7 protein-coding genes and 1 pseudogene are annotated in these 6,478 nt (G+C 33.4%); all 8 read right to left on the reverse strand.

Annotated features, from left to right (window positions below; genetic code table 11):
- Positions 1-252: 252 nt before the first annotated feature.
- The gene (gene mnmA / locus PHI38_RS08115) at positions 253-1,278 is read right to left on the reverse strand and encodes a tRNA 2-thiouridine(34) synthase MnmA (protein WP_299854880.1); all 1,026 of its coding nucleotides are present in this window, start codon (positions 1,276-1,278) and stop codon (positions 253-255) included.
- Positions 1,271-2,050 (reverse strand): TIGR00730 family Rossman fold protein, encoded by a 780-nt coding sequence (locus PHI38_RS08120; RefSeq protein WP_299854883.1) that lies wholly within the window; start codon positions 2,048-2,050, stop codon positions 1,271-1,273. The genes mnmA and PHI38_RS08120 overlap by 8 nt, the downstream gene beginning before the upstream one ends.
- 11 nt (positions 2,051-2,061) lie before the next feature.
- Positions 2,062-2,916: a flagellar motor switch protein FliY gene (fliY, locus tag PHI38_RS08125; RefSeq protein ID WP_299854886.1), complete on the reverse strand. Its 855-nt coding sequence runs from the start codon at positions 2,914-2,916 to the stop codon at positions 2,062-2,064.
- A gap of 3 nt (positions 2,917-2,919) precedes the next feature.
- Positions 2,920-4,023 carry a flagellar motor switch protein FliM gene (gene fliM / locus PHI38_RS08130; RefSeq protein WP_299854889.1) on the reverse strand — a complete coding sequence of 368 codons (1,104 nt, stop codon included), beginning with the start codon at positions 4,021-4,023 and terminating at the stop codon, positions 2,920-2,922.
- A gap of 1 nt (position 4,024) precedes the next feature.
- Positions 4,025-4,708, reverse strand: coding sequence for an RNA polymerase sigma factor FliA (locus tag PHI38_RS08135; RefSeq protein WP_299854891.1), 684 nt, complete (start codon positions 4,706-4,708; stop codon positions 4,025-4,027).
- On the reverse strand, positions 4,705-5,037 hold the full coding sequence (locus PHI38_RS08140) for a hypothetical protein (RefSeq protein WP_299854893.1): 333 nt from the start codon (positions 5,035-5,037) through the stop codon (positions 4,705-4,707). The genes PHI38_RS08135 and PHI38_RS08140 overlap by 4 nt, the downstream gene beginning before the upstream one ends.
- 18 nt (positions 5,038-5,055) lie before the next feature.
- Positions 5,056-5,931, reverse strand: coding sequence for a P-loop NTPase (locus PHI38_RS08145; protein ID WP_299854896.1), 876 nt, complete (start codon positions 5,929-5,931; stop codon positions 5,056-5,058).
- Positions 5,928-6,478, reverse strand: a pseudogene (locus tag PHI38_RS08150) (flagellar biosynthesis protein FlhF); the annotation flags it as partial. The gene PHI38_RS08145 and the pseudogene PHI38_RS08150, both read right to left, overlap by 4 nt.

Raw genomic sequence — 6,478 nt, forward strand, 5'->3', positions numbered from 1 at the left:
ATTTAGTTTTTATAAGTAAACTTACTCGACTTTAATAATAACTTTTTCTAGTTATTAAAGTCTATTTACTTGCTTAGTTTTCAATGATCTCAAACTACACTTATAAGCCCCTACTCGAAGCTTAGATACCTAAACTTTAGGTCTCTGTGTTTGTGGATGGGAATTATAGAGAAGGGTTGCTTAGAAGGGGCTTAATATTGCGGTTATATTTTGAATGTTTTTTACTTTATAAATTAGCTTTCATATTTTTACTCAATTGTCTTCTATCCAGCCGCCACCAAGAAGTCTATTTTCATCATAAAAAACAGCAGCTTGCCCAGTTGCTACACCAAAAACACTCTCTTTTAATGTTACATAAGCTTTATCATTTACAATCTCTACATGGCAAGGTACAGCTTTAGTTCTATATCTTAACTTTACACTTGTATCAAAGCTTTTAGCGTCTATATAAAGATTTAAATCGCCTAAAACGACACTATTACAGGCTAAGTCTTCTTTTTTTCCTACTATTATCTGATTTTTTTCTGGGTCTATACTTACTACATAGTGCGGATCGTGAGCTCCATTAACACTAAACCCTTTTCTTTTTCCTATTGTATAGTGCATATATCCTTTATGCTCTCCTACAACATTACCATTCATATCGAGAACTTCTCCTGCTTTATCTACTTCAACATAATCTTGAAGCAGATCAGTATATGTAGTCTCAACAAAACATATCTCGCTTGATTCTCTTTGTGAAGCGAATGTTTCTAATCCACTAATTGAAGCTGCTAACTCTTTAATTTCACTTTTTTTTCTCTCTCCAAGTGGAAATAGAAGTCTTGGTAATATCTCTTTATTTACATAAAATAAAAAATAACTCTGATCTTTAGTATCGTCATCTGCTTCGTAGAAATATTTTCCATCAGTTTTTATATAGTGTCCAGTAGCTATAAAATCTGCTCCAATTGTATCTGCAAACTTTACCATCTCTCCAAATTTCAGGCTTCTGTTACAAAGGGCACATGGATTTGGCGTTTTACCCTTTGCGTAAGTATCAATAAAAGGTTTAAAGACTTTCTCATCAAATATCTCTTGCAAATCTATTACATGTAACGTTATACCTACAAAATCAGCAGCTTTTCTTGCTCTTGCTTCATGTATTTCATGATAACCTGGGCTTGAATGAAGTTTCATATAAAGTCCTTCAACTTCATATCCATCCTCTTTTAAGAGCATGGCTGAAACTGTGGAATCAATCCCTCCACTCATTCCAAGAAGTACTTTTTTAGACATCTCTATATTCTGCTTTGTCAATATCTTTTTCTACAAAAAAATCACTAAGAGATTTACAATACTTTGTATCTCCAAGCCCAGACTCTTTTAATATATTTATTTGATTTAATAAAGACTCTTCTATACCTTTTAATATCTGCTCTAAATCATCAGTCAAAGTTATAATCTCCAAATCCTCTTTAGTTATCATGCCATCTTTATACAACTTACTTTCCAGAAACTTCATAAGTGGCTTATAATAAGATGTTCCTACAAGAAATATTTTAACACCTGTTATTTTTTTTGTCTGTACAAGTGTTAAAGCCTCAAAAAACTCATCTAATGTTCCATATCCACCTGGAAAAATAACATATGCTATTGAGTACTTTACAAGCATAACTTTTCTTGAGAAAAAATAATCAAATCTTAGTTCAGTAGTGGTGTATTTATTTGGTATTTGCTCAAATGGAAGGTCTATATTAAGACCAATTGATTCTATGTTTTTATACTTAAATGCGCCTCTATTTGCGGCTTCCATAATTCCAGGCCCTCCGCCTGTCATTATATTGAATCCTCTTTGTGCAAGCATTGAAGAGAATTTTTGCGCTAATTTATAATATTTATGACTTCTTTTTGCTTTAGCACTTCCAAATATAGTGACGGTTGGACCAAGCTCCCCAAGCTCATCAAAGCCTTTTACAAAGTCAGTAAGCATTCTAAAAACACTCCAAACGTCTGCTGATTTTATATCTTTAACATATTTTCTTGCTAAATCATCTTTATATCTTTTCACAAACGGTATCCTTACAGCGATTTAAGCTGATTCAATCTCTCTCTTTTAGTGCCAATCGTAGTAATCTGTACTCCAAAGTTTCCATCAACTATTACAACTTCGCCCTCTGCAATTACATTATCATCTACTAAGATATCAAGAGGGTCATTTGCTAATTGATTAAGTTCTATAACAGAGCCTATATCCATGTTTAAAACATCTTTAAGTAACATTTTTTTCTTTCCAATTCTAACTTTTACAGGAAGTTTTACATCCATTATAAGAGAAATATTGCTCATCTCATCACCACTCAATGAAATACTAGGGCCACTTCTACCTGAGTCACTTTTTCTATTTTCACTTGAACTGTTCTCACTTTTAAATAGTATGTTATTTATGTTTTCATCTATTATCAGCATAAGTAAAGAGTCTGTATCTCCTATGCTAAAGTTATAAACAAACATCTTAGAATAATTTTCAAGAGAAATATCTTTATTTTCGCCAATATATTCTATATTGTTTATATTAAAAGAAAGTTTTGGTAACTCTTTTTGTCCTCCAAGACTATTACTTAATGCTCCAAAAATATTTGATGATATCTCTTTTACAGCGTCTAAATCATCGTCATTCACATCATCTCTATTGCTTTGTTCTTCACCCATCATCATATCTGATAAAGAGGTAACTAAATTTGGAGTTAGTGCAAGCATAGCAGATGCATTAATATCTCCAGAAACAGAGATATTAAGCAGTACGATAGGAGGCACAATATTAGAGATGATACTTAACTCTTGTTCCTCTTTTAGCTCCATAGAAGGAGCTTGACCTATAAGAGCCTCGATAGTACCTATTGCTTCACTCTCAAATAATTTCATAAAATTGCTCATTATCTACTCCTCATCATCATCATATCTATCTTCTTCATCAAGTACAATCTCTTTTGCACCTGATATCTTCTCTTTTCTAATTGACTCGAAATTCTCTAATGCTCTCTTAACTGCATCTCTTTCTGTATCAATTATTTCAGTTATTTGTATCGATTTTCTAAATCTTCTAAGACCAATCTTACCACGAAATCTATCTTTTCCATCAACACGAACTGTTACAATGTCATCAGCTGGGCTTGTAAGTCTTACAATATCTCCAGCTTGAAGGTCTAAAACATCTCTTAATGTTAGTTCAGCGTTGCCAAGCATTGCTTCAATACCAACTTTAGCACCACCAAGAAGTACATGAAGCTCAGTATTTCGGCTCTTTTTTGTACTTGTTTCATTAAGCATCAAATCTCTACTTGCTAGCTTTGGCAAAATTGGTTCAAGTGCAATAACTGGATAACAGATATTCATCATACCTGAACTCTGACCAATAATAATCTCCATTACAACCATAACTACAATCTCGTTTTGAGCAACAATTTGTACAACATTAGGACTAGACTCTTTTGACTCTATATTTGGAAAAATATCCATAACTGGTGCCCAAGCATCTTTTAGAGTGCTCATCATAACTCTTAAAATTGTCTCAAAAAGGCTAAGTTCTATATCTGAGAACTCTCTACTTGCATCAAATGGCTCGCCTTTTCCACCCAACAATCTATCAAGCATAGGAAATGCGATAGATGGATTTATTTCTATAACACCGCTTCCCTCTAGTGGTTTCATTGAAAAAACATTAAAGCTTGTTGGGTTTGGAAGTGACATTAAAAACTCACCATATGTCATCTGATCTACCGAGTGGAGTTGTATCTCAACGATTGAGCGCATAATTGAAGATATTTGAGAGGCTAGAGATCTTGACATCTTGTCATGGATACCCTTAAATGCGCGCAGCTGTTCTTTAGATACTCTATTTGGACGTTTAAAGTCATACAGCGTTACCTGTCTATTTGACGCGGGAGAATCATTTCCTATTCCATCAAAGAGTTCACCTGCCTCATCATCATCTACTACGTCTAATAGCGCATCAATCTCTTCTTGTGAAAGTATGTCTGCCATCTTAAGCTCCTACACTCTCTTTGATTTTATGAATGACCGATTTATGGATTTGAGATATTCTTGACTCTGTTATGCCCAAAACATCGCTTATCTCTTTTAAAGAGAGTTCTTCAAAATAGTATAATTGAATGATCATCTGCTCTCTCTCAGCGTATGATTCAAGAACAACTTTAATAACATCTACCAACTCTTCTTTTTCTATATTTACAAGTGCTAAGCCTTCATCCCCAACTTGAAGTTGATCCTCTAGTGGCATAACTGTATAGATAGATGAGGCAATTCTTGCTTCATGAATCTTCTCAATATCTTCGCCTAAAATAGTTACCAACTCTTCATCGCTTGGCTCTTCATCATGTAGAACTCTATACTCTTCAACAGCATAATCTATTGCTTTAATTAGTTTTCTACTTGAGCGACTAACTATATCTAGGCTTCTAAGATAATCGAGCATTGCCCCATAAACACGCTTCTTTGCATAACCCCAAAATGAGTCATTAAGAGTCTCATCATATCTTCTTGCAAGCTTTATCAGCTCTTCTGTACCAATAGCTGAGAGGTCCATATAATCAACTGAGCTAGGAAGTCTCTCTTTTAGTCTAAATGCCATGGCTTTAACAGCAGGAAGATATTGAATTGCTAACTCATCTTCTTTGTGTTTTAAATCTTGGGTATATGCACGTATCATGCTTGAACCTCAACATCTCTAGCATTTGCTTTAATCGCTGCATCTGTAATTTTTATAGCAGAGTCTATAAGTTTTTCTCTTTTGTTTATCTCAATTACAAATTGATCAAGTCTTTTTTCATGACTTTCTTTTGGAAAAAAGTAGTTTTTAGCAATTGTAGTTCTATAATAAAAGGCAATAATGATATGTGAAAAAAGATAAAAGAAACCAGTTATAAGAGATGTGTATACAAGTAGCCCTTCTGCATTAAATGACTTTAATATACCAAAAACTATTCCAATAAAAAAACCTTGGACAGTAAAAAAATATACGAAATTTTCACCTAACATCTATTAGCCTTACTTGATTTAAAAATGCTTTACTAAGCGCTTAAAAAGCCCAGACAAACCACTCTCACTTGGAGAAACTAGCACATTTCGTTCCAAATTTTTTACTATATTATTTGCGATAGAGATGATATCTTTATGAACATTAGAGCCTTCATGTAAAACACTAAAGAGTGCTCTTTGCTTTATTGATGATGAAACTTTTACATCGCTATCAATTTTTCCAATTAATTTCAAATTTAGTTTATCTCCAATGTTTGCAAGTGCTACTTTTTTTATCTTCTCATATACAGCAGTTGCCTCATTTTGATTTTTTACCTGATTCATTATTAGACCAATATCATTTCGCAAAGTAGCAATTGTTTTTATAGTAGCATAAGCATCAGTAATTGCGGCTGGATCTGGAACAGTAACCACTATCACATCATCTGCCGCATCTAAAAACATCTGTATATGTTCCCCAATACCTGCGCCTGTATCTATAATCATAATATCTAACTTATCCAATATCTGAGCTTCACTCATAAATCTCTCAAACAGAGCTTTATCTGAATACTTAAGTATTTCATCACCACTCTCACCTGGAATAAGAATTAGATTTCTTGTAATTGGTATCAATATATCAGAAACAGTTGCTTCACCTTTTAAAACGTGGAGGATATTTTTCTTTATTTTTACATTGAACATTACATCTAAGTTAGCAAGACCAATATCAGCGTCAAATATTCCTACATTTAATCCACTTTGAGAGAGAACATATGCTAAATTTGAGCTTATCGTGCTCTTCCCAACGCCGCCCTTACCGCTTGTTATAGCAATAAAACGAGTCTTTTTAGATTTTTTTGTTGAGTTTGATGAAACTAACTCTTGGAGTTTTTGAGCTTGATTGCCTATCATGCTTTGCTCCTATTAAAGCCGTTTAATAAGCACTCTACTAAGAAATCACTAGTTGCACAAACTAAATCTTCTGGCACTTCTTGGCCAACAGAGAAGTAACTTATTGGTTTTTTTGTCTCATATGCAAGAGAGAATATATTTCCAAAACCTTTTGTCTCATCAAGCTTTGTAAACATCAATGTGTCTATGTTTAAACTAGAGAAATTCTCATATGTAGCTTTTAAGTCTTCGTATTTTATAGAGCTTGGCATTACTAAAACAACTTCAATATTGTACTTTGTATCATTTCCATCTAAGCATTCATAGATTTTCTCTATCTTATTTCTATCATAGGGGCTAGAACCCATAGTATCGATTAAAATATAATCACAATATTTTAGTGAATCAAGAGCACTTGCAAAGTCTGATGGATCTACTACTGTCTCGATAGCTAACTTCATCATTCTAGCGTATTGCATCAGTTGCTCAACTGCTCCAATACGGTAAGTATCAAGAACAATAAGACCTACTTTGTATTTTTTTTGTGTTAAAAATGAGTACCTTGCAG

Source organism: Sulfurimonas sp., from assembly GCF_028694895.1.
In the GTDB taxonomy this organism is placed as follows: Bacteria; Campylobacterota; Campylobacteria; order Campylobacterales; family Sulfurimonadaceae; genus Sulfurimonas.